The organism is Bacillus pumilus (assembly GCF_009937765.1).
GTDB lineage: Bacteria > Bacillota > Bacilli > Bacillales > Bacillaceae > Bacillus > Bacillus pumilus_O.
Map to the genome: position 1 here is coordinate 124774 of NZ_CP047089.1, position 25637 is coordinate 150410.

Annotated in this window: 23 protein-coding genes; 18 read left to right on the plus strand and 5 right to left on the minus strand. The window is 42.1% G+C overall.

The features are described from left to right. Nucleotides 1-61: 61 nt before the first annotated feature. The 4 genes from GPS65_RS00570 (at nt 62) to GPS65_RS00585 (ending at nt 5198) form a co-directional block, all read left to right on the plus strand. Nucleotides 62-919: a MurR/RpiR family transcriptional regulator gene (locus GPS65_RS00570; protein ID WP_012011797.1), complete on the plus strand. Its 858-nt coding sequence runs from the start codon at nt 62-64 to the stop codon at nt 917-919. 184 nt (nt 920-1103) lie between these two features. Continuing rightward, nucleotides 1104-2648: a gluconokinase gene (gntK, locus tag GPS65_RS00575; protein ID WP_012011796.1), complete on the plus strand. Its 1545-nt coding sequence runs from the start codon at nt 1104-1106 to the stop codon at nt 2646-2648. 24 nt (nt 2649-2672) lie between these two features. Further along, nucleotides 2673-4001 carry a GntP family permease gene (locus GPS65_RS00580; protein WP_012011795.1) on the plus strand — a complete coding sequence of 443 codons (1329 nt, stop codon included), beginning with the start codon at nt 2673-2675 and terminating at the stop codon, nt 3999-4001. 90 nt (nt 4002-4091) lie between these two features. Next, complete coding sequence (locus GPS65_RS00585; RefSeq protein WP_012011794.1) at nt 4092-5198, plus strand: DNA alkylation repair protein; 1107 nt, start codon at nt 4092-4094, stop codon at nt 5196-5198. A 33-nt stretch (nt 5199-5231) separates the two neighbouring features. Here GPS65_RS00585 and GPS65_RS00590 read toward each other — a convergent pair whose 3' ends face one another. Beyond that, nucleotides 5232-6569 carry an amino acid permease gene (locus tag GPS65_RS00590; protein ID WP_012011793.1) on the minus strand — a complete coding sequence of 446 codons (1338 nt, stop codon included), beginning with the start codon at nt 6567-6569 and terminating at the stop codon, nt 5232-5234. 319 nt (nt 6570-6888) lie between these two features. Between GPS65_RS00590 and GPS65_RS00595 the strand changes: the two genes are divergently transcribed. After that, the gene (locus tag GPS65_RS00595; protein WP_119125601.1) at nt 6889-8403 is read left to right on the plus strand and encodes a methyl-accepting chemotaxis protein; all 1515 of its coding nucleotides are present in this window, start codon (nt 6889-6891) and stop codon (nt 8401-8403) included. 41 nt (nt 8404-8444) lie between these two features. On the opposite strand, the gene GPS65_RS00600 is transcribed toward GPS65_RS00595, so the two are convergent. Both GPS65_RS00600 and GPS65_RS00605 read right to left on the minus strand, forming a co-directional pair. Continuing rightward, nucleotides 8445-9428: a Gfo/Idh/MocA family protein gene (locus GPS65_RS00600; protein ID WP_119125600.1), complete on the minus strand. Its 984-nt coding sequence runs from the start codon at nt 9426-9428 to the stop codon at nt 8445-8447. Between the two features lie 142 nt (nt 9429-9570). Beyond that, complete coding sequence (locus GPS65_RS00605) at nt 9571-9930, minus strand: MerR family transcriptional regulator (protein ID WP_012011790.1); 360 nt, start codon at nt 9928-9930, stop codon at nt 9571-9573. 309 nt (nt 9931-10239) lie between these two features. Here GPS65_RS00605 and yidA point away from each other — a divergent pair, with 309 nt between their 5' ends. Next, the gene (yidA, locus tag GPS65_RS00610; protein WP_012011789.1) at nt 10240-11052 is read left to right on the plus strand and encodes a sugar-phosphatase; all 813 of its coding nucleotides are present in this window, start codon (nt 10240-10242) and stop codon (nt 11050-11052) included. 240 nt (nt 11053-11292) lie between these two features. Here yidA and GPS65_RS00615 read toward each other — a convergent pair whose 3' ends face one another. After that, the gene (locus GPS65_RS00615; RefSeq protein ID WP_144474064.1) at nt 11293-12300 is read right to left on the minus strand and encodes a helix-turn-helix transcriptional regulator; all 1008 of its coding nucleotides are present in this window, start codon (nt 12298-12300) and stop codon (nt 11293-11295) included. Nucleotides 12301-12429: 129 nt separating this feature from the next. On the opposite strand from GPS65_RS00615, the gene GPS65_RS00620 reads away from it, so the two are divergent. The 3 genes from GPS65_RS00620 to GPS65_RS00630 all read left to right on the plus strand — a co-directional run bounded on the left by GPS65_RS00620 (nt 12430) and on the right by GPS65_RS00630 (nt 15747). Then, nucleotides 12430-13137: a class I SAM-dependent methyltransferase gene (locus GPS65_RS00620; protein ID WP_144474066.1), complete on the plus strand. Its 708-nt coding sequence runs from the start codon at nt 12430-12432 to the stop codon at nt 13135-13137. Continuing rightward, nucleotides 13134-14231, plus strand: coding sequence for a saccharopine dehydrogenase family protein (locus GPS65_RS00625; protein ID WP_144474068.1), 1098 nt, complete (start codon nt 13134-13136; stop codon nt 14229-14231). Before GPS65_RS00620 ends, GPS65_RS00625 begins: the two co-directional genes overlap by 4 nt. A 268-nt stretch (nt 14232-14499) precedes the next feature. Continuing rightward, nucleotides 14500-15747: an MFS transporter gene (locus GPS65_RS00630; RefSeq protein WP_263632747.1), complete on the plus strand. Its 1248-nt coding sequence runs from the start codon at nt 14500-14502 to the stop codon at nt 15745-15747. A gap of 138 nt (nt 15748-15885) precedes the next feature. Here the strand turns inward: GPS65_RS00630 and GPS65_RS00635 are convergent, their stop codons facing one another. Then, the gene (locus tag GPS65_RS00635) at nt 15886-17709 is read right to left on the minus strand and encodes an acyltransferase family protein (protein ID WP_119125595.1); all 1824 of its coding nucleotides are present in this window, start codon (nt 17707-17709) and stop codon (nt 15886-15888) included. Nucleotides 17710-17966: 257 nt separating this feature from the next. Between GPS65_RS00635 and GPS65_RS00640 the strand changes: the two genes are divergently transcribed. From GPS65_RS00640 to GPS65_RS00680, 9 genes are all read left to right on the plus strand, one after another. Further along, nucleotides 17967-18428: a stage III sporulation protein AH gene (locus GPS65_RS00640; RefSeq protein WP_144458149.1), complete on the plus strand. Its 462-nt coding sequence runs from the start codon at nt 17967-17969 to the stop codon at nt 18426-18428. A 117-nt stretch (nt 18429-18545) separates the two neighbouring features. Further along, nucleotides 18546-19421, plus strand: a complete 876-nt coding sequence (locus tag GPS65_RS00645; RefSeq protein ID WP_144458147.1) for an aldose 1-epimerase family protein — start codon at nt 18546-18548, stop codon at nt 19419-19421. Nucleotides 19422-19481: 60 nt separating this feature from the next. Continuing rightward, the gene (locus GPS65_RS00650) at nt 19482-20426 is read left to right on the plus strand and encodes a DNA-binding transcriptional repressor DeoR (protein ID WP_144474072.1); all 945 of its coding nucleotides are present in this window, start codon (nt 19482-19484) and stop codon (nt 20424-20426) included. An 83-nt stretch (nt 20427-20509) separates the two neighbouring features. Continuing rightward, a complete protein-coding gene (gene deoC / locus GPS65_RS00655; protein ID WP_119125591.1) occupies nt 20510-21181 on the plus strand; it encodes a deoxyribose-phosphate aldolase in 672 nt (223 codons plus the stop codon). 166 nt (nt 21182-21347) lie between these two features. Next, nucleotides 21348-22529, plus strand: a complete 1182-nt coding sequence (locus GPS65_RS00660; protein WP_058013304.1) for a NupC/NupG family nucleoside CNT transporter — start codon at nt 21348-21350, stop codon at nt 22527-22529. Nucleotides 22530-22554: 25 nt separating this feature from the next. Continuing rightward, on the plus strand, nt 22555-23856 hold the full coding sequence (locus GPS65_RS00665; RefSeq protein ID WP_012011779.1) for a pyrimidine-nucleoside phosphorylase: 1302 nt from the start codon (nt 22555-22557) through the stop codon (nt 23854-23856). Nucleotides 23857-24092: 236 nt separating this feature from the next. Continuing rightward, nucleotides 24093-24536: a MarR family winged helix-turn-helix transcriptional regulator gene (locus GPS65_RS00670; protein ID WP_088002687.1), complete on the plus strand. Its 444-nt coding sequence runs from the start codon at nt 24093-24095 to the stop codon at nt 24534-24536. Between the two features lie 14 nt (nt 24537-24550). Continuing rightward, complete coding sequence (locus tag GPS65_RS00675; protein WP_012011776.1) at nt 24551-25189, plus strand: nitroreductase family protein; 639 nt, start codon at nt 24551-24553, stop codon at nt 25187-25189. A gap of 25 nt (nt 25190-25214) precedes the next feature. Continuing rightward, on the plus strand, nt 25215-25508 hold the full coding sequence (locus GPS65_RS00680) for a putative quinol monooxygenase (protein ID WP_012011775.1): 294 nt from the start codon (nt 25215-25217) through the stop codon (nt 25506-25508). Nucleotides 25509-25637: the final 129 nt, after the last annotated feature.

The following is a 25637-nucleotide window of genomic DNA, read 5'->3' on the forward strand; positions in this document are numbered from 1 at the left end:
TTATAAGATGGGAACATGAGGAAATGTATGCGTTCACATGAATAGGGAGGAGTGAAGTCAATTGGCTTCTGTTAGTTTAAGTAGTATTGAAAAAATACGAGCAGCAAGCAGAGGATTGCCGCCAAAGCTCAAAGCAATTGCAGAGCATATTACGAGTGAGCCCCGCGACATCATCCATTTGTCTATTGTCGAGCTTGCGAAAAAAACTGCAAGCTCAGAGGCAACGATTTTTCGTCTTTGTAAAAGGCTTGGATTTGAGGGCTTTCAAGATTTGAAGATTGCTATTGCCCAGGAAATAGACCAAACAAAGCCTAATTATGTAGATGAAGAAATGAGTCTTGATGATGATATGGCTGTTTTTATGCAAAAGGTTTTTCAGACGAATATATCTGCATTAAAGGATAGCTTTCAATTGTTGAATCCAGAGGATGTAGAAAAGGCCATACAAATCATTCATGAAGCAAAACGCTTAGAGTTTTATGGGAGTGGTGGGTCTGGCCTCATTGCGACTGACGCTTTTCATAAATTTATGAGGACTGGCATCAACTGTATTGTTCACACAGATTCCCACTTTCAAGCAATGTCTGCTGGTCTTCTTGATCAGCATAGTACAGTGATCGGTATTTCTCATTCTGGACGTAATAAAGATTTGCTCGATGCGATGAAAACTGCAAAGAGCAAAGGAGCTAAAACCATTGGTATTACAAGCTATCAACGCTCTCCATTGAGCCAGCTTGCAGATGTCACGTTGTATACAGCAACGCAAGAAACGGCTTTTCGAACAGAAGCGATGTCCGCAAGACTTGCTCAGCTGACGGTCATTGACGTTCTATATTTTGCACTTGCTCACTTAAGGCAACAGGAGACCATAACAAATTTAAAGCAAATGCGTGAAACCATTTCACAAAAAAGGGTGTGATGGTTCCAAAAATAAATTTTTCTGATAATGAAAAATGCTGTTGTGGTAACGATTGTGAGCTTTTTACTGAAAATAATTTTCTTTTCAGTCGTTGAATGTCGAAAAAATTATTTTTATAATGGGATTTAACAGGCAATTTAAAACTACATATGTGACTTCAAATCAATGATTGGGCGTGATACAGATGAAGGGGAACCAGGCGGTAATTGGTTTGGATATTGGAACAACAAGTACAAAGGCGGTTCTGTTTGGACCTCAGGGGAAAGTATTAGCGAAGCATTCAGTTCCTTATGAGCTCATTCAGCCCCAGCCAGCATGGGTTGAGCAGGACCCTGAGAAGATATTAGAAGCCGTCATTGCAAGTGTAAGAGGTGCATTGACGAAAGCAGCATTTGATAAAGAAAATCTGATAGGCATCGGAATAAGTACAGCGATGCATTCCTTAATTGTGATGGATCAGGATGGAAAGACGTTAACGAACAGTATCATTTGGGCTGATAACAGAAGTGCAGAACAAGCGAAACGAATCAAATCAGATATGGATGGCTTCCACATTTATAAAAGGACAGGTACACCGATCCATCCAATGTCACCGCTTTCAAAAATACGGTGGATGAAAGAAATGGCACCGGATGTCTTCAAGAAGGCAGCAAAATTTATTTCGATCAAAGAATATATTCTTTATCATTTCTTCGGTCAGTATGTCGTCGATTATTCAATCGCTTCAGCAACGGGACTGTTCCAATTGGAAACGCTTCAATGGGATGAGAAGGCGCTTCGTATTGCTGGAATTGAAGCGAGTCAACTATCTGAGCTTGTTCCAACGACGTATCAACTGAGAGGACTTCAGCCAGAGATTGCACTGCGCATGGGCATTAGAGAAGATACACCATTTGTCATTGGTGCGAATGATGGTGTTCTAGCGAATTTAGGTGTGGGTGCGATTGGTCAAGGAGAGGTGGCTGTTACGATCGGGACAAGCGGTGCGGTCCGTACAGTTGTAGACAAACCAATTACAGATGAGCAATCAAGAACGTTCTGCTATGCCCTGACAGATAAGCATTGGGTTGTAGGAGGACCGACCAATAATGGCGGGATCATGCTGAGGTGGTTGAAGGATGAATTCGGGTCGTCAGAGGTGGAGGTAGCAAAGCGTCTAGGGGTGGACCCTTATGATCTGATGATGGATATCGCGGAAAAGGTCCCAGCTGGTTCTGAGGGTTTGCTGTTTCTACCATTTTTATCAGGTGAGCGTGCACCTTATTGGAATCCAAATGCGAGAGGCACCTTTTTTGGAATCGGCCTTCAGCATAAGCGGGAGCATTTTATTAGAGCGGTGTTAGAAGGCGTCATTATGAGCGTTTTCTCGATCGGTGTTGCCTTAAGAGATTTAACCGGTTCAGCAAAGGATGTCAGAGCTTCGGGCGGATTTGCACGATCTCCGCTATGGCGGCAAATTTTAGCGGATACGATGGGTAGAGAAGTGCTAGTTCCAGAAAGTTACGAAGCGTCAGCACTTGGGGCGGCTGTCCTTGCACTTTATAGTTTAGGTCATATGGAAGAGATAGAAGAGGTTCAAGAGTGGATTCGAATCTCTGCTCGTCATGAACCTAATATGAAGAACAATGAAACTTACATAGAGCTGTTTTATTTATATGAGCGCCTCTACGACAAACTGAAGGATGAATTTGATGTCATTAGCGCGCTGCAATTAAAACAAAATCGTTAAACATCAGGGGAAAGGTGGGAGAACATGCTTTTATTCATCGTGATTGCGGCGATTGTCCTTTTACTCATTCTCATTACAGTCGCTAAGTTGAATCCATTTGTGAGCTTAATTATTACTTCGATGCTAGTGGGTTTTGCGACGGGGATGGATTTGCAGGAAATCATTCAATCAATTAAAACGGGATTAGGCAATACGTTATCATTGCTGGCTATTGTTCTAGCGCTTGGTACCATGCTTGGAAAAATGATGGCTGAATCAGGGGGAGCAGAGCGAATAGCTCAAACTTTAATCGGCCGGTTTGGAACGAAGAATGTGCATTGGGCAATGATGTTTGTTGCTTTTATCGTGGGGATACCTGTCTTTTTCCAGGTCGGTTTCGTTCTTCTCATTCCTTTACTTTTTACAATTGCCATTGAAACAGGCATTTCGCTTGTGACCATTGGGATCTCGTTAATCGCTGGCCTGTCTGTCGTGCATGGGTTAGTCCCGCCTCATCCAGCGGCAATGGCAGCCGTTGGCATCTATCATGCCAACGTGGGGAAAACCATTTTCTTCTCTATTATTGTGGGATTGCCGACAGCGATTATTGCTGGACCGCTGTATGGTAAATGGATTGGAAAACGGATATATAAACCCGTTCCGGAGATGCTGAGAAAGCAATTCACTGAACGAAACGAGGATCGAAAACTCCCAGGCTTTGCGAATACGATGTTTACCATATTGGTGCCGGTGATTTTGATGCTTCTTGCCACATTGGCGGACATTATCTTACCAGAGGGCAATATGTGGTTCCAAGTATTCAAGTACATCGGAGATCCAATAACAGCACTGCTGATTGCAACAGTTTATTCTTTCTTCAGTCTTGGCTTTGTGCAAGGGATGAGCCGTGACAGGGTGCTTTCCTTTAGTAATGAGTGCTTAGGTCCAATCGCCTCCATCTTGCTTGTCATTGGAGCAGGCGGCGCTTTCAACAATGTGCTCATTGATTCAGGTGTCGGTGATTATATTGCAGACTTAGCCAAACACTCGCCGATTTCACCGATTTTGCTTAGTTGGCTGATTGCTGCGGTGATTCGGGTGGCAACAGGATCTGCGACGGTATCCATGATGACGGCCGCAGGGATTGTAGCGCCAATTGCAGCAACGATGCCGGATGTGAGCAGGGAACTGCTTGTGTTAGCAACAGGAGCGGGTTCGTTAATTCTATCTCATGTCAATGACTCTGGTTTTTGGCTGATCAAGGAGTATTTTGGTATGACCATAAAAGAGACGTTTTTGACATGGACGGCTATGGAGACGATCATTTCCGTTAGTGCTATTGCATTTATTATGATCATTAATATGTTTATATAGCGAACAAGCAGTCTGATTCTTTTGAGTCGGGCTGTTTTTTTGTGTAGTGATACCACTTTCTTCAGATTGGGGTAAAATAATGATATTGAAATGTGGGAGGCGGACACGATCGAACCATTAAAACATGTGTACAATGAATTATTTATCAAAGATTTAGCAGAGAAATTCGCACAGACTTCGTCTGAATTTGATGCTGAGCCGTTCAAGCGACTCGTATTTCAAGAGGATTGGGAGCAGCTTGAGTTAAAAGGGCGGATGAGACGAGTCACTGAATCGATGCATGCCTGTCTGCCGGCAGATTATGAGAAGGCAATGGAGATACTGCGTCAGGCAGCCCCGTATTTTTCAGGGCTTAGTGCGCTCGTCTTTCCAGACTACGTCGAGACGTACGGCCTTGCACATTGGGACCTCTCGATCAAAGCGCTCGAATTTTTCACACCCTTTTCCACTTCTGAATTTGCTGTTCGGCCATTTCTGATTCAAGATCAAGGCAAAATGCTGGCGCAAATGCTCGTATGGTCTCAGGATCAAAATGAGCATATACGGAGGCTGGCTAGTGAAGGTTGTAGACCACGTCTGCCATGGGGCTTATCTGTCCCTTCACTTAAAAAGAACCCTTCGGTCACGCTGCCCATTTTGGAAAACTTGAAGGCAGACCCGTCGCGTTATGTGCAGAAAAGTGTAGCGAATCATTTAAATGATATTTCTGCAATTCAGCCAGATCTAATGAAGCAGACGGTTCAAAACTGGTATGGAACCAACGAACATACCAACTGGATTGTCAAACATGCATCCCGTACTTTACTCAAAAAAGGAGATCCAGCTATTATGGCGTTGTTTGGCTATGGGGACCATCCATCCGTTCACGTAACGGATTTGAAGATCGTACAAAATCCTATTCAGATCGGCGAGAAAATGACTTTTCATTTTACCCTACAAGCCGATAAGCCGTTAAAGCTGCGTGTAGAGTATGCCATTGACTATGTCAAAGCTCGGGGGACCCGCAATCAAAAAGTATTTAAAATCACAGAGTTTGAAACAGACACAACGTTACATAGAGAATTCGTCAGATCACAATCTTTTCAAAATATGACGACGAGAAAACATTATGAAGGAACCCATACACTAACAATCATCATCAACGGTATTCCAAAAGCATCGATTGATTTTGAAGTAACAGAAGACAGCAACTCATGAAAAAAAACCCGCCTCAATGGCGGGTTTTAGCGTTTAAGCCTTCTTTTTCATTAAGAATGAAGCAATGATGGCTGCGATTAAGAAACCGATGCTGATAATCGAGCTAGGCAAGTTTTCTTGTCTGAATAAAAACATCACAAAACTCACACTTAATACAAGACCTGCAAACAACGTTAAGTACGGAAATAGCCACACTTTGAAATACGGCTCCTGTGGATATTTCGGACGAAGTTTCAGATGTGCCATGCAAATGCTAATCCAAATGAGTGAAACAGCAAAACCAGGAATAGCTAGCATATAACTGAAAATTTGCTCTGGATATAAGTAAGCAAAGAATGTTCCGATGAGAAGAAACAGAACGGTTACCCATAAACTCAAAATAGGCACGCCTCTTTTGTTAACCTGTGCCAGCTTTTTCGGACCGCCATCTGATTTAGAGAGAGAATGCATCATTCTCGTTGTCCCGTAAATGCCAGAATTCGCCGCCGATAGAACGGCTGTAATCAATACAAAATTAATGAAGTGAGAGGCGCCTTGCATACCGGCTGCTGAAAAGACTTGAACAAATGGGCTGTTATTTGGATCAATTTGATTCCAAGGAATGAGTCCACAGATGATCAAAATCGGCAAAGTGTAAAATAAGATAATACGCCACATCATACTTTTAACAACACCAGGCAAAACCTTTTCGGCATCCTTTGTTTCTGTAATGGTCAGCCCGATCAATTCAGAGCCTCCATAAGAGAAAATAACGACTAATAAAGAGGCGAAGATCGCACCCCATCCGTTCGGCACGAAGTTTTGATAGTTGGTGAGTGCAGATGTGCTTTGTTCGTTCGGAATGATCCCAAATAATAGAGCTGCACCAAGAATAATAAACACAATAATAACGAAAATCTTCATTCCAGCGAACCAAAATTCAATTTCACCAAAGTATTTTACATTATTTAAGTTAATTCCGATGACTAATAGTGAGCAGAGTAAACATAGTGACCATAGCGGTACGTTCGGTAACCAGTATTGAAGCAGGCTACCTGCCGCAATAATCTCGATGACACACACAGTGAGCCACATGAAACAGTAAACCCAGCCGACAACAAATGAAAAACGTTGACCAAGCGCAATCTGTATCAGGTCGCGAAGGTTATTTCCTGGATAGACAATCGCCATTTCAGCTAAGGCTGCCATTACGATGAGCAATAATAATCCGGCAAATACATAGGAAAAGATGACCCCAGGACCTGCTAAACCGATTGTATCGGCACTTCCTTTAAAGATTCCTGTACCAATGACCCCGCCCAATGCAATCATGCGAATGTGACGCGGTGATAAAAGCTTTTTTAATTCTTGTTGTTCCTGATTCGCGCTCATGACGTTCTCCTTTTTAAAAAAATGCTTATGTTCCATTTTCTTTTTTCGGGACGTCACTGTCAATATAAAAAAAGAGATTTTTCAGACAAAAGAGGCGGTTGATTCTATCAAATGAACCGTTTTCTTCCATAAATCCTTTCCGTGACCTTTCCCCAAAATCTGAAACTTCGTGAAAAAATGAACATTTGCCTTCATTCTGACATAAACAATTTTCAGTTTTTGTCGATATATCTTCTGTATTACTAAAGTCCTAATAAAGAATTGTTTATAACTGTAAAATATTTCAAAAAGCATGAAAAAATGAAAGGAGTTATGAAAGATGTTTATGAGAAAAGGAAATGATTCATCGTCGGGAACCCTTTTAAATGAGAGTAGTCGATTAGTAGAACGAATTGAGAAGGGAGACCTTTCAACAAGAATAGATACTGCTGCATTTTCTTCAAGTCAAACGATTGAAGCAGTAGCCCAAATAAATGAAGCTTTGGAAAAGATGCAGGAAGCAAATGAAGATATTCAAATGCGGATGAATTTGGTGACAAAAGCTATTCAAGTTGGTTTATGGGATATGGTCGTGATCGCTGGAGATCCGGTCAATCCAAAAAATGAATTCACATGGACGGATGATTTCCGTAAGATGCTAGGCTTTCAAAACGAGCACGATTTTCCAAATGTTTTAGACAGCTGGGCATCTCGAATTCATCCGGATGAACAAGAATATACCTTAAATGCATTTTCTACGCATTTATTGGATCATTCGGGACGTACACCATATGATATCGAATATCGCTTGAAGTTGAAAAACGGAGATTATCGCTGGTTCAAAGCAACTGGCACAACCATTCGTGATCGAAATGGTGTCCCTCTTCGTGTGGCGGGGGCTCTTTTTGATATTCATGATCAGAAATTGAAAGAAGAAGAACTACAAGCATTCGTGACGAGATATGACTTGATCAACCGTGCGCTTGTGGAAGCTCCTTGGGACATGGTCGTAGAGGCCGGCGATCCAGTCAATCCGAATAACGAGTTCTGGTGGTCTCCGCAGTTCAGAAAAACGCTTGGTTTTACGGACGAAAAGGATTTCCCAAACGTATTAAGCAGCTGGAGCGACCGCCTGCATCCTGAGGATCAAGAAAAGGCTCTTCAAGCTTTTGCAGATCATTTGAATGATCACTCTGGACGCACGCCATTTGATATTGATTACAGATTGCAGAGCAAAAATGGCGAGTATCGCTGGTATCATGCTGGTGGTGAAACCATTCGTGATGAAAAAGGTGTTCCTCTTCGTGTCGCTGGAACCATTCGTGACATCACGTTAGAAAAAAACAAAGAGAAAACAGCGAATGAAATGGCGTCACAAGTAGAACAGCTTTCAAGTTCAATCAGTGAGATGGTATCAGGAATCAGCTCTGTAACAAATCAAGCGCAAGAGCTTGCTGTTGCACAAGAGCAGTCAACATCTGCTGCCAATCTAGCAAAAAATAGTGCAGATGAGACGAAAAATATTTCTGACTTGATCAAAGAAGTAGCGAACCAAACGAACCTGCTTGGTCTAAATGCTGCGATTGAGGCAGCAAGAGCTGGTGAACAAGGAAGAGGATTCTCAGTCGTTGCAGATGAAGTACGTAAACTGGCGCTTCATAGTGCCAATGCAACGGAGAATATCGAATCTAGTTTAACGGATATGAAAACACAAATTGATGAAATTCTTGATAATATCTCGAATATGACAGCTCTTACACAAACACAGGCTGCTTTAACAGAGCAAGTGAATGCTGCAGTCGATGAAGTAAACCACATGTCTCAGCGCCTTGTTGCCTATTCGAAGAGTATTTAATCATTAAAAACCGCCCTCACATCAGAAGGCGGTTTTTTCCATTAAAATTGATCTGCTGGAAAAACAATACCTGCATCTTTTCTTGCAGCATCAAGGACTTTCATGACGGAGAGACTTTCATCAAGCCATGCATAGCACTGTTCATGATTTTTTGTTTCAATGATGTGCTGAAAAGCCTCTGCTTCATAAAATAGGCGGTTTGAATTTGTTTGTGCATTGAGTGAGGTCACCTGATCATTCACATGGAGAAGTACTTCCTCGCAGCCATTCGCACCGTTTTTCACATGAATGAAGCCTTTTTCTCCTTGAATCAATGCAAAATTCATGCTGCTTGTATCCTTACTGCCGACACTTGTTGCAATGAAATCATTGTAGGTGAAAGTCAAAACACCAGATGTATCTATGCCATTTGGGTGACGGTTTGCTTGGTAGCGAACCTGCTCCGGTGATCCGAAGAGATTCATGATGAAATGGACATTATAGATATTAATATCCATCAATGCTCCTCCTGAGAATTCAGGGTTAAAGACATTTGGCGTTTCGCCGGCTAGCAGCTGATTATATTTGCTTGAATATTGACTATAGTTGCATTGAACCAGTTTGATTTTACCTAACTGATGAAGGTGTTTTTTGATGAAATGATAGTTTGGCATATGAACGGTCGTAATGGCTTCAAATAGAAGAAGCTGCTTTTCCTTTGCGAGAGCGATTAAGGCTTCCAGCTCTTTGACATTTGAGGTGAAAGGCTTTTCGCAAATCACATGTTTTCCTTTTCTTAATGCAGCCGTAGCATGCTCACTATGTAATCGATTCGGTGATGCAATATAAACGGCTTCAATGTTTGGATCTTCTAGCATAGCCGTTAAATCTGTATAAGTCGTTTTTACACCAAATTTGTCTGCGACCTTCTTTGCCGTTGCTTCCTTTCTTGAATAGACGGCATGACAAGAAGCGCCGTCAAGCTGTTCAATCGCTTGCAAGAAGCTTTCCACAATCACACCTGTTCCAATGGTTGCAATGTTCATTCTACAAAACCCCTTCCACTCGTTTGATATCAAGTAAAGCTGTCTCTAGTATAACTGATGTTTGAATCGCACGCGCACTTGGCACCTGGGCGGAGAGGGGTGCCAGTGGCAAACACTGGCACATCTTTGGCAGCCCTTACAATTAGCTGATGTTCGCTAATGTTTGTTTTGTTAACAATTGAATGGCAGCTTTCCTCTTCTTTAACTCATGAATGGAGTGTTGAATATCCTCCACTTTTTGTTCGAGCAGCTGTTCAGCTTCTGTCTTTGATTGTTTTTCAAATAGCGATTTGATAATTTCGCGAATTTCTTTGAGTGAGAAATCTAGTTTTCTTGCTTCTGTGATAAAGGATAGCATGAGTACATATTTTTTATCATATAAACGATAGCCGTTATGTGCTCTCTTTGGTTCGGGGAGCACACCCTCATTTTCATAAAAACGAATGGTTTCAATATGCACACCAGACATTTTTGACAATTTACCTCTAGTAAACGTAATCATTCCCTGCACCTCCTTTCTTTGCTATCCATCATACAATTAGAATTGCTAGTTTCAAAATATTCATTGGTGAACATTTGTTTTCATTTCCCCGTTGGAATAGGGCAGAAACTCTATTTACAGCAGGATGAATAGAATACGATATAATAGAGAAGGCATTTGACAATTTTGTTACAGGTGAGAACAAGTAGACAGCGTGATGAAAAAACGATAGGCTAAAATAGGTAAATAGTAATGATATAACCTGTCATCATCTAGATGATGGCTCAAAATAGTGCAGCACATGTTTTGCTGAGAAAAGGGGACCAGTGAATGTATAAATTAGTTGCAATTGATATGGATGGTACGTTATTAAATGATCAACATATGGTGCCGGATGAGGTGTTTGAAGCCATTCAACAGGCGAAAGCAGAGGGAGTTAAAATCGTATTATGTACAGGACGGCCGATTGGCGGAGTGCATCGCTATTTAGATGATCTTCAGCTCAATCAAGAGGGAGATTATGTGATTGCCTACAATGGGGCGCTTGTCCAAAACAGTCACACAAATGAAGTGGTGTCAGAACTGACGTTATCCTATGAGGATTTAACTTCTTTATATAAGCTGAGCCGTGAGCTCGATACACCGATGCATTATTTCGATTCAGCTCATTTGTACACACCGAACCGAGATATTAGTGAGTACACAGTACTTGAATCCTATTTAACAAAGCTGCCGCTTAAATATTTACCTGTTGAAGAGGCAGATCCTTCAATGAGATTACCGAAGATGATGTATATTGATCAGCCAGAACGGTTAGAAAAGACGATACAAGCCATTCCATCTGAAGTGAAAGAAAAGTACATGATGGTGAAAAGTACAGATTTCTTCCTTGAAATCCTGCATCCTGAAGTCAGCAAAGGGAATGCCGTGAAGCTTCTAGCGAAAGAGCTGGGAATTGCTCGTGAAGAGGTCATGGCCATTGGTGACAATGGAAACGACGTATCGATGCTGGAATTTGCGGGATGCGGCGTTGCCATGGGAAATGCCATTGATGATGTCAAAGCAGTAGCAGATGTTGTGACAAAATCCAATAATGAAGCCGGAGTTGCCCATATCCTGCATGAATTAGTTTTAGGAAAATAAACAAAAAGAGCGGTCTACCACTAAGGTAGCCGCTTCAGCGTGTAGACAAACCCTCGCATTCGTTGTCAGTCCTGCGCGCTGGTGCTCACGAATGTTATATTCGCTCCGCGCCAGTGCTCGTCCTTCCTAGACTGCAAAGGTTTTCTATCACGCTGAAAAGAAGACAAAGGGCTAAAATAAAAATCATTTTAGCCCTTTGTCAACAATCTGAAGCGGTCTACCACTAAGGTAGCCGCTTTTTTATATGTGAGAGAAAAAGTAAACAAGCATCCGTCTGCTGCTCAAATTTGTCTTTTGCAGCATCGCCTTCACATGATCATGGACGGTATGGGTTGAAATAAATAAAGTACTGGCAATTTCCTTTGTAGACTGTCCTTTTAATAAGCAGTCGAGGACGTTCATCTCTCTTTCTGTCAGCTTGTACGTTTTTGCCGCATAAGGAAGAATATCATGGGTTTGAGCTCTCTTGATGTGAATCATGACAGCCTCTTCCTGACCTGCTGCCTGCGCTAATCGAAATGCTTGAAGAGAGAGGAACAACCCCGTGGGCAATCTCGTCATGCTTGCCGCGGTTTGCTCAATATCGCCGTATAAAAGTTTTGCCCCTAATGCCCTAAACGGGCGCGGCATGATCGTTTTGTCATGGATTTGTTCAAAGGCTTGAAACGTCTGAAGCCAATGAAGACCTGTCTCATTTCCATAAAGAAGGTTGTAATCGTGCGAGAGAATGAGGAAGCCTTGTTGCTCCGCCGCCGCGTCTTCTTCCGTATCTCTTTTCTTGAAAAGTTCATCTCTTAGCTTGGCTGCAAGTCTTGGCGTTTGTTCGATGACCGCTTGGATCTCTTTTTCTTGAAAAGGTTGCTTGTCCTTTAGACGATAGAGGCTGGCAATGCCCCAGCATTCCCCTTGGATCACAAGAGCTGCCCGCAATTCATCAGACCATCCATTAGGTAACAAAATGTCTTGGTAGCGCTCACTACTAAGGTATTCTCCGCTTTGGACAAGGCTCGCAGCATGAACGGGGCCTTTGGCTAGCGTTTCATGCTGATGTACGTCCCTTTTTAAAAACTCATTTTGAAACAGCTGGTTATGAATGTCTTCAATCGGTTCATCTGTGAAGGAACCTGTCGAGAGGAGAGTGGCTGGATCAATGGTCGTGATACAGGCTGCATCAAAATCAAGGACGGCAGCAAGTTCGTCCCGAATGTGTTGTCTCAGCTGCTGAAAATGAGTGGCTGGATTGGTCACAGGATCTCCTCCTCAAAAATCCCCACTTTTAGGGATCGTGTTTTCTGTTGTCTCTTTTTACAATAAAGATGTCATATCGTTAGTGTACAGGAAACGATGTAAAGCGGAAAGGAATTGGAGGAGAAGGACATGAAAGAAAACCAGCATTGGCACGATCCCGTGGCTGAGTCATATGCAGCGACGATTGCCTATAAAGTACCCGGTTATCAGCTATTGCATGAGTTGACAATAGACGTATTAGAAACTGAATTAAAGGGAGCGGCTTCCCGCATCTTGACTGTTGGAGCGGGTGGGGGCGAAGAGATCATCAACATGTTACAAAGAAAAGGAGATTGGCACATCACTGGGGTCGATCCGTCACCTTCTATGCTGGACATGGCGAAACAGCGGGTGGCACAGCTAGAAAAGGAGGCGCGTGTCACATGGCATGAGGCTTCATTAGATACGGTTTCAGCTGAACCTGTTTACGATGCAGCGGTGAGCTTGCTTGTTATTCATTTTATAGAAAAGCGTCAGCTCTTTTTAGAGGAGGTTGCCCGTAGGCTTCAACCAGATGCGCCGTTTATGTTGGCATTTATACAGGGCGAGATGAAGTCCCATGCATTTCAACAGGAGCTTCACATGCTTTCTCTGTTCATGCAGCGACAAGGCTTAGAAAAAGATGTGTTTACGTCCTTTAAAAACAGGCTGGGACACACGACACACCCTGTTCCCGAGGAAGAAATAAAAGAGCATTTAATCAAAGCAGGATTTAAAGACATCAGACCTTACTTTCAGGCAGGAATGATCAAAGGTCTTGTTTGCAAGCGAGGTCGTAGAGAGGCGGATGAGAAATGAGAACACAGGTGATGGTGATAGGCGGCTATGGACATGTTGGACAACAAATATGTCTTCAGCTAAGCGAAGTGTACCCCGGACAAATTGTTGCGGCAGGCAGAAGCTATGAGAAGGCAGTGAAGTTTTCACGCCAGACAAAAGGGAAGGTTCTTCCCTATCAATTAGATGTTAGTGAGCCGTTATTTTCGGACTGGATGGATCAAACAAGGCTGGTAATTATGTGCCTTGATCAAGAAGACCCGTCATTTGCTGAAACAGTTCTCCGGTCAGGTATTGATTATATAGATATCTCTGCAAAAGGAGCGTACATGGAACAGGTGGCAAAGCTGGATCAGCAGCACATCGGTGCAACGGCTTTACTCAGTGTCGGTCTTGCGCCTGGCCTTACGAATTTATTGGCAGCGAAAGCATCATCTATGCTCTCAACAGTGGATCAAATAGATATAGGGATTATGCTTGGATTGGGTGATCAGCATGGGAAAGCCGCCATTGAATGGACGCTTGACAATGTCCATACTAACTATATGCTTACTGAGCATCATCAACGTAAAAGAGTCAAAAGCTTTACTGGAGGCAAGCGTATAGATTTTGGGGTGAAACTTGGAAAGAGGCAAGCCTATCAGTTCCCTTTCTCTGATCAGCAGACATTGCCTACGACGCTCAGCGTGCCTTCTGTGACGACAAGGCTTTGTTTTGATTCTCGCGTGGCAACTCGGGCATTTGCCTTCACAAGGAGCCTTGGAATGACGTCCCTTCTCACTGTTCCTAAAATCAAGGAAAGAGCCATTTCCATGATTCAATCGGCTCAAATGGGAACAGATCAATATGCAGTGAAAGTGGAGGCGACAGGGATGGAGAGGAACAAGGTTCATCAAGCAGCACTTGGAATAAAAGGGCATGATGAGTCTCAAGCCACAGCTCAAGTCGCCTCTGCTGCAACACTGCATTTATTGAGCAGGAGGTTTGAGACAGGTGTGTTTCATATCGAACAATTATTTTCATTAGCGTATGAAAATGGTAATTTTGCGTTAGTGGATCAAAAAACGAAGGAAAAGCGTGGGTTAGCGCTGAAAGCCAGCCTTTTAACGGCATAAAAGAAGACTAGCAGGTTGCTAGTCTGGGTAACGAAATGAAAACATCTTCACTCTAAGATATGCGTCAGTTTAAAAGAATAGATCAGTCATGTGGCAGCTTTATTCATGTTCCCCTTTAAAAATAAGTTGTCCTCAATGTAAATGGCCGAGAGTGAAAAAGATTCGAATCGAGGATTGTAGGCTGAAAGACTGAACTGATATAATGGTTACATTTTGTAAATAAATCTCAAGTGGGTGTTTACAAGTGTTAGATACAGAACAAGATGTAATGAAGAATTATATAGATTCACCCCAAAAATTGAAAAAATTATTTAAACGAGTATTGTTCGTTGTCAGTCTATCGCAAATATTTGGAGGGGCTGGTATAGCCGCAGGAATTACGGTAGGTGCACTTTTAGCTCAACAAATGCTTGGAACTGAAGCCTATGCAGGAGTCCCAATCGCTTTATTTACTTTGGGGTCAGCTGGGTCAGCCTTCATTGTAGGAAAGCTTTCGCAACGTTATGGACGGCGCATCGGTTTATCGGCAGGTTTTGTTGCTGGAGGGCTAGGAGCAATTGGTGTAGTGATTGCAGCTATGATGAATAGTGTCATTTTACTATTTGCATCGCTCTTCATTTACGGCGCAGGAACAGCTACAAATTTACAAGCTCGTTATGCTGGGACTGACTTAGCGAATTCTAAACAACGTGCAACTGCAATTAGTATGACAATGGTCATGACAACATTTGGAGCAGTAGCAGGTCCGAATTTAGTTGAAATGATGGGGGAATTAGCAGTATCAATTGGTGTTCCAGCACTTGCGGGTCCCTTTATTTTATCAGCAGCAGCATTTATTGTAGCAGGTCTTGTCCTTTTTATTCTGCTGCGTCCTGATCCGTTAGTCATTGCTCAAAAAATAGCAATTTACAAAGCAGAGCATGGGCATGGAAATCAACGAGATTCTGCTGATCAAAAAATAGATAGAAAAGGGCTTACAGTAGGTGCCGCGGTTATGATCTTAACTCAAATCGTCATGGTTGCACTCATGACTATGACACCGGTGCATATGCAGCATCATGGTCATGGATTAGCCGAAGTGGGCATTGTGATTGGTTTTCATATAGGTGCGATGTATCTTCCTTCACCTATCACGGGTGTACTTGTAGATAAACTAGGACGAACAGCTATGAGCATAGCGTCGGGCATCACATTGTTACTTGCTGGTTTATTAGCAGCATTCGCACCAAGTGATTCAATGATTCTATTAATCATTGCTCTTTCTTTACTTGGATTGGGATGGAACTTTGGTTTAATTAGTGGTACTGCTCAAATAGTTGATTCTACAGAACCATCAACCCGGGCAAAAACCCAAGGAACACTCGATGTTTTTGTTGCGTTAGCAGGTGCTTCTGGCGGCGCTCTTTCAGGAATGATCGTTGCGAATACGAGTTATGCTGCATTATCTTTAAGCGGAGGAATTTTATCGTTAATTCTCATACCCGTCATAGTTTGGTCTTTTAAAAGTAAAACATAATGCAGCTCCGAGCTGCAGATGCTCCTGCAATCCATCACAAAAAAAGACATGCCCCTAATCATGGGAAAGCATGTCTTTTTTAATTTTCTATTATTAGTAGAGCAATTGCACAAATTGCTTCACAGGATGCTAGTCTTCTTATGATGAAGATGACACATCTCCTTTTTTCTTGATACTCGCTGTAATGAGCTGTGTCAATGTGTCAGAGCCTTTAGTTGAAAGGTGAACACCATCAGGCTGAAAATAAGATGGCTGTCCGGTAGCGGCTGAATGCCAATCGACTAGGGTCACATTGGCATGTTGATCGGCCACTCGCTGAATGACTGCATTCACATCATTTTCCCAAGACCTTGGGACTCTTGTGTTCACAAGGAAAATATGCGCCTTTGAAAATTGCTGAATGAATGCTGTCAATGTGCCCTCAGTAAAATAGCCATTCGTGCCAAGCTCAATGATAACAGCGGCATTAGATTGATTAAATGAAGCATACTGAGGAGCGATGCTGACGGCTTCGTTCATTTGTCTGCCAACCTTTGCATCGATAGTGACTTGTGCATATGCCTTTTCAAGATTCGTTGCTATGTCTAGCATGACGGAATCACCAATAGCAAGAATTTGGTGAAACTGCTTCTGATCTGCTGTTTTCTTCTCGTGTTTTTCTTTCTTTTTCTTCGTTTTTGATTCCGTAGAGTCGCCTGCTTTTTTCGGTGCCGTCTTAATTTGTGTCACTTCCTTGGCATGTGGAGACGTATGAGATGAGCTGGACATGCCAATGGTAAATAAAATGATAAGAGCCGCAGTGATTCCAAGGAACACTTTATGAGACGTAGACCATTGTTTGTATCCCTTTTTCCAAATAGACCAAGAGGCAAAATATTGTTTGAAGCCAAGCCGGCGAATCGGCTGCTCGATGAAGCGGTAAGAAGCCTCTGCAATGAGTAAAATGGCAATGATCTGCAATGCGACACGTCCCATAGAAGGCTGTCCAATTTCAATGACAGGGGTGGTCAGCACGATGATGGGATAATGCCACAGGTAAATACCATAAGAACGCTTTCCAAGCCAGACGAGTGGCTGATAGGAGAGCCATTTTCCTAGTAGGCTTGCAGGGTGGCAGATGCACGCAATTAAAATGGCTGCATTCAGACAGAATAAAAGCATGCCGCCTTGATAGAGAAAGCCGTCAAATTCGTCCACTGCATAAACACATAGAAGAAAAACTGCAAACGATCCAAAACCAGCGATATGTAAAATACGCCTGCCAACAGGAAGTAGCTTTTTGCTGGACAGTCTTTGCATGGGCCATACAAATGCTAGGCTGCACCCAATCAGAAGCGCAAATGCACGAGTATCTGTTCCATAATAAACCCTACTTGGGTCCATATCTGGTGAATAAAGAATCGCCATCCATAAGGCGGAGACAAGCGCAAGGCCAAAGGTGATCATTGGCAGGTGGGATCTATTTTTTACCCATTTTAGCCCTGCAATCAATAGTACTGGCCAAATGATATAAAATTGCTCTTCGATCGCCAAAGACCATAAATTTTTCAGTGGAGATACAGCATTGAAGCTATCAAAATAAGACAGCTGATGGAAAATGTACCACCAGTTACTGACATAAAAAAAGGACGATAAGGCATCGCCACGAATGGACAAAAGTGCATTCGAACCCGCAATCGCACACCAGCTGACGGTTAAGAAAATCATCACGTATGCAGCTGGAAGGAGCCTTCTGATCCGGCCCATCCAAAATGGCAAAAGCTCTTGATAGCCCAAATCCTGTTTATGTAACAAGATCGTCGTAATCAAGTAACCAGAGATCACAAAAAACAAATCAACGCCAAGAAACCCGCCGCTCGCAGGTCCAATATGTAAGTGATAAGCAATGACCGCCAATACAGCAATGGCTCTTAGCCCATCTAATCCTAATATATAACGTAAACGATTCTCCTTGCTGTTCATGAAAATGAATCCCCCATTAATGACAAGCATCTTTACTTAAATTAAGAAAACTAATAGATAGTATATATAATAGACGTGTATCCATAGCATTTAGTTTGAGTTTTTTAATAAAATTTTAAGATAAACGGAAAAATATATCACTTTATTATATTATTACATCAATATAAAATGGAAGTTATTGAATTCATCAATTGAGAGACACTGGGGCACATAAGTTACGTAAAACTTAGTAGGCGTTCGGATATAGGAGGGTTTTGATGTTTGTTTTAAATCGTCAACCAAAAAAGAAGGAATACAATGCGCTCATCGATTTATGTTGTGAAGTATGTGATGAATTCCAATTAGTTTTTAGAAAAGATTTAGCTGATTTTGATGATTATCGTGAAATTCTAAATAAACTTTCACCATCTCTTAAAGAAATGAAGGAAGAGTCTGAGTGGGCTACTACGATTCTAGGAGATGGTCAAACAGCTTATGTTTATTATTATTATGCCAATGAACACACAAAAAATTTGTTAAAAGAACTTTCGAACTCTCTATACGGGTGGGTTCACCCTAATTTACTGGAGGATTTATCATTCTTCAAAAATGGAAAAGAGTGGATGGTTTCAAGCTCACATGAAGAGGAGAGCTATATTTTTCCTGAAAACGAAGAAGAAATTGAGAGTTTAAAACAAATCAAAGGTCTTAAATGGACTATACAAGAAGATGATGAATAAGTTATTTTAAAGGCTTTCCCCTAGAAGGGAGAAGTCTTTTTTATTATAAATAACTCTTTTATACTCAAAACCAAAATCCCTGTCATAATAAAAGAAGATGGAAAGGGGATGTGTGAAATGAGAAGACTTGAAAATAATCATTTATTGATTCAGATCAATGAGAGAGGTGCCGAGGTCAGAGAGGTGCTTCATAAGGAAAGTGGACGTCAATATATGTGGTCTGGCGATCCTGCATACTGGGGCAGGGTGTCGCCTGTCTTATTCCCGATTGTTGGGCGATTAAAGAATGACCAATATAAGATAGATGGTCAAACCTATGAGCTCACGCAGCATGGATTCTTGCGTGATGTTGATTTTGATGTACATGAAGAAACGAAACATACAGTGACTTTTCAATATGAATCAAAAGGTCGTCATATCGAGCAGTATCCTTATGAATTTACCGCCCGTATTCGATACGAGCTGTCGGAAAATGGTCTGATGATTTCCTGGGAAATTGATTATGCTGGAGATGACACGATGTATTTCTCTATTGGAGGTCACCCCGCATTTCGAGTCCCGCTTGTTGAAGGAGAACGTACAGCGGATTATACCCTGACATTGACGCCTTCTACTGAGCATCTTCCTGTCCAATATGAACTGAAAAATTCACTTATCAGGGAGAAAGAAAAAGGGATTCAGTTTGAACCGATTCAGCTTCGACCAGAGCTTTTTCAGCATGATGCGATGATCTTTCGTCATATCAATCGAGTGTCATTGACGTCTCAGGCAGGTCACGGGGTTGAGGTTGATCTCACTGGTTTTCCGTTCGTTGGCATTTGGTCACCTTATGATCAAGAAAAAGGCACAATGGCTCCTTTTGTTTGTATTGAGCCTTGGTACGGTATTGCCGATGTTGAAGGGACGAATGGACAATACAAGGAAAAGTTCGGTATTCAAACTTTAGGGAAGAATGAGACGTTCCAAGCCGCCTATACGATTTTCTTCAAATGAACATTTGTGCATGATGAGTTGAACAATTTGTTATGATAGAAGAAAAAAGGAGGCGTACGAATGGATCGGGAGAAACAACAACTGAGTATTGAAGCGGCAAGGCTATATTATTTATCGGATTACAGCCAGCAGGAAATTGCCAAACAGCTCGACCTGTCGAGACCAACTGTATCTCGGCTGCTTCAATATGCGAAGGAGAAGGGGTACGTCCAGATAACGGTAATGGACCCGTTTGAAGACTTAAATGAGCTTTCTTCGTTGCTCAAGGAAAAATATGACCTGCTCGAAGCTCATGTGGTGTTTTCGCCCAAAGATGATTATCCTACGATCACCGAATACTTGAGCCAATTTGGTGCTGAGTACTTGCAAAACACAGTAAAAGACGGTGATATCGTTGGTGTGAGCTGGGGAACCACTATGTATCAAATTGCTCAAAAGATGCAACCTAAACAGGTCAAAGGTGTAGAGGTTGTCCAGCTGAAGGGCGGGATTAGCCACTCCCATGTGAATACATATTCTGCGGAAACCATCCAGCTGTTTGCAGAGGCCTTTCAAACAGCACCGCGCTATTTGCCGCTTCCTGTTGTATTTGATAGTGCTGCCGTCAAAGAGATGGTTGAACAGGACAGACATATTCAGCGCATCATTGAAATGGGCAAACAGGCGAATATTGCTGTGTTCACTGTTGGAACGGTAAGAGATGAAGCCCTTTTGTTTAGACTTGGTTACTTCCGCGAAGAAGAAAAAGCACTGCTCAAAGCATCCAGCGTCGGAGACATCTGCTCGCGCTTTTATGATCAAGAAGGAAAAATTTGCAGTGCAGCGATTAACAACCGTACAATTGGCGTGGAGCTTGATGATTTAAGGACAAAAGAACGTTCTATTCTTGTTGCTGGCGGACATCGCAAGGTAGCTTCTATCCACGGGGCACTAAGAGGAAAATATGCGAACGTCTTGATTATTGATCAGCATACAGCAAAGGCTCTTTTAAATGTCACAAAATAGTTGAACAAAATTTCATAACTATGTTTACAATTGTTCATCGGTCATATATGATGAAAGTATCATAATTAAAAGGAAGTGTAAGCATGACGATAGCAAAGCTCATTGATCATACAGCACTAAAACCAGATACATCGAAAGCTGCAATTATGCAGTTACTTGAAGAAGCAAAGACTCATCAGTTTGCATCCGTATGTGTGAATCCAACATGGGTATCTCTTGCGGCAAAAGAACTAGCAGGAACAGGCGTTGACGTTTGTACAGTCATCGGTTTCCCGCTAGGTGCAAACACAACAGCAGTGAAAGCATTCGAAACAAAGGATGCCATCGAGAATGGTGCAACTGAAGTGGACATGGTTATCAATATTGCGGCATTGAAAGACGGCGAATATGATGCAGTTGAGCAAGATATTCGTGCAGTTGTAGACGCGGCAAAAGGGAAAGCACTTGTGAAGGTTATTATTGAAGCGTGCTTACTCACAGATGAAGAGAAAGTCAAAGCTTGTGAGCTTTCAGTGAAAGCTGGCGCTGATTTTGTGAAAACATCGACTGGATTTAGTACAGGCGGTGCTACTGCTGAGGACATCGCATTAATGCGTAAAACAGTAGGGCCTGACATCGGTGTGAAAGCATCCGGCGGTGTGAGAACAAAAGAAGATGTTGAGGCAATGCTAGCTGCAGGCGCTACCCGAATTGGTGCGAGTGCAGGCGTTTCTATTATCAAAGGGGATCAATCAGCTCCTTCGAAAGACTATTAATTCATACGATCCTATGGTAGGATAACATTCGTGACTCATAAATGATGAAAAAGTCATATGCGGAAGGATCTCACTTCTGGGAATTTCTTCCGCACTTTGTTTGCAAAATAGGGTTTGTTCCATACAAGCGCATTAATGTAAACGAATTCATTCGAGGAGGAAAAACATGAAATACGTGATTGGTATCATCGGTTTGCTGGTGATTCTCGCCATTGCATGGCTAGCTAGTAACGGCAAAAAACGGGTAAAATTCCGTCCAGTAATTGTCATGATTGTACTGCAATTTATTTTAGGTTATATTCTGCTCAATACAGGTGTTGGAAACTTCCTAGTCGGAGGCTTTGCAAAAGGATTCCAAATGCTACTAGGCTATGCCGGTGAAGGAATCAACTTCGTATTTGGCGGATTAATGAATGATAAGGCATCAACTTTCTTCATCAACGTCTTACTGCCGATCGTCTTTATTTCGGCATTGATTGGTATCTTGCAGCATTGGCGTATCCTTCCGCTTATCGTACGCGGAATCGGTTATCTGCTCAGCAAAGTAAACGGTATGGGGAAACTAGAATCTTACAACGCAGTAGCGTCTGCGATTTTAGGCCAATCAGAAGTCTTTATTTCCATTAAGAAACAGCTCGGATTATTACCTCAGCAGCGTCTTTATACATTATGTGCATCTGCCATGTCGACCGTATCGATGTCGATTGTCGGTGCGTACATGCAAATGATTAAACCAGAGTACGTGGTCACAGCACTTGTGCTGAACCTATTTGGTGGATTTATTATCGCGTCTATTATCAATCCATATGAAGTAGCTAAGGACGAAGACATGCTTGAAGTCGTTGAAGAAGAAAAGCAATCCTTCTTTGAAATGCTTGGCGAATATATTATGGACGGTTTCAAAGTAGCGATTGTTGTCGCTGCGATGTTGATTGGATTCGTTGCATTAATTGCGATGATTAATGGAATCTTTACAGCTGTTATCGGTGTGTCTTTCCAAGATGTACTTGGTTATGTATTTGCTCCATTTGCTTTCATTGTTGGTGTACCTTGGAGCGAAGCAGTACAAGCAGGAAGCATTATGGCAACGAAAATGGTTTCCAACGAATTTGTGGCAATGCAAATCCTGTCTGGCGATGCTTTCCATTTCACTGCTCGTACAGAAGCGATTATCTCTGTATTCCTTGTATCATTTGCGAACTTCTCTTCTATCGGTATCATTGCTGGAGCAGTCAAAGGCTTAAACGAAAAACAAGGAAACGTGGTCGCACGCTTTGGATTAAAGCTTCTATTTGGTGCAACACTTGTCAGCTTCTTAACAGCAGGCGTTGTCGGTTTGATTTACTAATTTAAAAAAAGGAATGGTGAAAACAATGAGAATGGTAGATATCATTGCGAAAAAACGTGACGGAAAAGAATTATCTTCAGAGGAAATTTCTTTCTTTGTCAAAGGATATACGGACGGAACAATTCCTGACTACCAAGCAAGTGCCTTGGCTATGGCGATTTTCTTCCAAGATATGACGGATCAAGAACGTGCAGACCTAACGCTCGCTATGGCGAACTCAGGAGACACGATTGACCTGTCTGCCATTGAAGGCATTAAAGTAGACAAGCATTCAACAGGCGGTGTAGGTGATACAACAACGCTTGTACTTGCACCTCTTGTGGCTGCACTTGATGTACCTGTAGCGAAAATGTCTGGCCGCGGTCTTGGACATACAGGTGGTACAGTGGATAAGCTTGAAGCGGTAAAAGGCTTCCACGTAGAAATTACAAAAGATGAATTCATCGAGCTCGTGAACCGTCATAAAGTAGCGGTCATTGGTCAATCAGGCAACCTCACACCAGCGGATAAAAAGCTTTATGCCCTTCGTGATGTGACAGGAACCGTTAACTCAATTCCGCTCATTGCAAGCTCGATTATGAGTAAGAAAATTGCTGCTGGCGCAGATGCAATCGTATTAGATGTGAAAACAGGTGCAGGTGCTTTCATGAAAACACCTGAAGACTCTGAGAAACTTGCAAAAGCCATGGTCCGTATTGGAAACAACGTTGGCAGACAAACGATGGCTGTCATCTCTGATATGTCTCAGCCGTTAGGATTAGCGATTGGAAATTCCCTTGAAGTGAAAGAAGCCATTGACACACTTAAAGGCGAAGGCCCTGAAGACTTAAACGAGCTTGTGCTCACATTAGGAAGTCAAATGGTCGTTCTTGCGAAAAAAGCAGAAACGCTTGATGAAGCAAGAGAAAAGCTAATTGAAGTCATGAAAAACGGCAAAGCCCTTGAGAAATTCAAGGAATTCTTAGAAAACCAAGGCGGAGACGGCTCGATTGTAGATCAACCAGAAAAACTGCCGCAAGCCCCTTACCAAATCGAAGTTCCTGCAAAAGAAGCAGGTGTGGTTGCTGAGATCGTCGCAGACGAAATCGGTGTTGCAGCCATGATTCTTGGAGCAGGACGTGCAACAAAAGAGGACGATATCGACCTATCAGTTGGTATCATGCTGAACAAAAAAGTTGGCGATCGTGTTGAAAAAGGAGATTCACTCGTAACACTTCATGCAAATCGAGAAGATGTTGCGAATGTCATGGAGAAAATTTATGACAACATTCGCATCGCAGATCATGCGGATGCACCAACTCTCATTCACACGGTGATCACAGAATAAAGAAAAAAGGACAAAAGTGCTTCGTCGCTTTTGTTCTTTTTTATATAAGGGTTAGGTGGAGATTCCCACCTATATGGTGTGTTAAAAAGGCGGGCGTTCAGCTCGTCTTTTTCTATTGATATAAAAAATTTCACTTTATGAAACAAACCTCTTGCAATCTTGAAATAATGGGTGTATATTAGTTGACGAGTCAATGATTGATATATCAACTAATTGATCTGAATAGAAAAGAGGGGATGGCATTGACTGCATTTTGCTCTGAAGAAGCAGAGGTATTATACCGTTTGCAGTGCGTGAACCGTATGATGGGCGTGAAGTTCGAAGCATGCACGGGCATCAGCCAATCAAGATTAGAGTTGCTCTCACTGTTATTTCAAGCAGACGAAATCAGCCAGTCAGATTTGCAGAAAAAAGTAAATATTGATAGTGCGGCTGTGACGCGTCACTTAAAACAGTTAGAAACAAAAGGAATGGTCACGCGCAGAAGAAAGCCAGAAGATAATCGAGTCACACTTGTTCGTCTGACAGAAGAAGGCAGAACAAGAATCGAAGCTTCTAAAAAAGAAAAAGAACGATTTATTTCAGAAATGCTAGAGAACGTAAGTGACGAAGAACGAAAGCTTCTCACTGATGTGCTCAGCCGAATACAACAAAACATCGAAAAGATTCAAACAACTTAAAGGAGTGTTTCAACATGGCTACAACATTAAAAACAAACGATTTTATGGAAATTATGAAAGGACGCCGTTCTATTCGTAACTATGACCCAGCTGTGAAAATCAGCAAAGAAGAAATGGCAGAGATTCTAGAAGAAGCAACAACTGCACCATCATCAGTGAATGCACAGCCTTGGCGCTTCATGGTCATTGACAGCCCAGAAGGAAAAGAAAAGCTTGCACCACTTGCAAAATTCAACCAAACTCAAGTGTCAACATCAGCAGCTGTCATTGCCGTATTTGCAGATATGAAAAGCAATGAATACTTAGATGAAATTTATTCAAAAGCAGTAGAACATGGCTACATGCCGCAAGAAGTGAAAGAAAGACAAATTGCTGCACTTACTGCACACTTTGAGGTACTTCCAGAGCAAGTCAACCGCGAAACAATCTTAATTGACGGTGGAATTGTGTCTATGCAGCTTATGCTTGCAGCACGTGCACATGGCTATGATACAAATCCAATTGGCGGATTTGATAAAGAAGTCATCGCTGAAACATTTGGCTGGGATAAAGAACGCTATGTACCAGTGATGCTTTTATCAATTGGGAAAGCTGCTGACGAAGGTTATGCATCTTACCGCTTACCGATTGAACGCATTACAGAGTGGAAATAATATCTATTAAAAAGGAGACGATTAGATGATTATTATTCATGCAGGGATGACCATTCATCCAGAAAAAGAAACCGTATTTCTAGAAGAAATCAATGCATTAATGACAGCTTCACAAGCGGAAGAAGGCAATGTATCCTACAAGTTGTTCAAGGATACAGATAAGGAAAATACCTTCTTAATGGTAGAAGTGTGGAAAGATGACGCTGCGGTTCAGAGCCATAATGCGAGTGCACATTTCCAAGCTTTCGTCGCGAAGGCAAAAGAATTCTTAGCCGCTCCACTTGACGTTGTTGCCTTTCAAGGTCAGCAACTTTCATAGTAAAACAACAAACACCCTAGGCGTTTATCGTCTAGGGTTCTTTTATTTTCGACACCTTGTTCACTCATTTCATTCCCGTATTGTGCATTTTCCACAAAGTTTCTGAAAATAAAATGTTTTTCGACTTAA